At 64.3% G+C, this 1,071-nt stretch carries 1 protein-coding gene; it reads left to right on the top strand.

Going from position 1 to position 1,071, the window contains the following annotated elements; genetic code table 11:
• Nucleotides 1-1,071: Ig-like domain-containing protein (locus C8E00_RS16590; protein WP_133698629.1), on the top strand; the 1,071-nt coding region annotated here is incomplete at both ends.

Below are 1,071 nucleotides of genomic sequence, written 5' to 3'. Positions count from 1 at the left end.
AGGCACCGTGGGGGACGACCTCACCTACAGCATCGACGTGGCCGGCGAAGTGCTGGCCGCCCATGACACCGTCAGCGCCGAAGTGACCGGTGCTGACGAAGCGGGCAACGCCTTCAGTGCGGATACGACCCGCGACTACAGCGTCGATACCGACGCCAGTGCCACGATCAGCATCGACCCGGTGACTGACGACAACACCGTCAACGACACCGAAGCGGGTCAGACGATTGCGATTACCGGCAGCGTCACCGGCGATGCCGCCGCCGGCGACACCGTTACCCTGACCATTGGTGACCAAAGTTACGAAGGTACCGTGGGGGACGACCTCACCTACAGCATCGACGTGGCCGGCGAAGTGCTGGCTGCCAACGATACGATGGCCGCCAATGTCACCGGCACCGACGAAGCGGGCAACGCCTTCAGTGCCGACACCGCCCGTGAGTACGCAGTGGATACCACTGCACAAGCCGGTATCACCATCGACCCGGTGACTGACGACAACACCGTCAACGACACCGAAGCGGGTCAGACGATTGCGATCACCGGCAGCGTCACCGGCGATGCCGCCGCCGGCGACACCGTTACGCTGACCATTGGTGACCAAAGCTACGCAGGCACCGTGGGGGACGACCTCACCTACAGCATCGACGTGGCCGGCGAAGTGCTGGCCGCCCATGACACCGTCAGCGCCGAAGTGACCGGCACCGACGAAGCGGGCAACGCCTTCAGTGCGGATACGACCCGCGACTACAGCGTCGATACCGACGCCAGTGCCACGATCACCATCGACCCGGTGACTGACGACAACACCGTCAACGACACCGAAGCGGGTCAGACGATTGCGATCACCGGCAGCGTCACCGGCGATGCCGCCGCCGGCGACACCGTTACCCTGACCATTGGTGACCAAAGTTACGAAGGCACCGTGGGGGACGACCTCACCTACAGCATCGACGTGGCCGGCGAAGTGCTGGCCGCCAACGATACGATGGCCGCCAATGTCACCGGCACCGACGAAGCGGGCAATGCCTTCAGTGCCGACACCGCCCGTGAGTACGCAGTGGATACCAC

It is taken from the genome of Chromohalobacter marismortui (assembly GCF_004364315.1).
Lineage (GTDB): Bacteria > Pseudomonadota > Gammaproteobacteria > Pseudomonadales > Halomonadaceae > Chromohalobacter > Chromohalobacter marismortui.
This window is presented reverse-complemented; position numbering and strand designations above follow the sequence as displayed.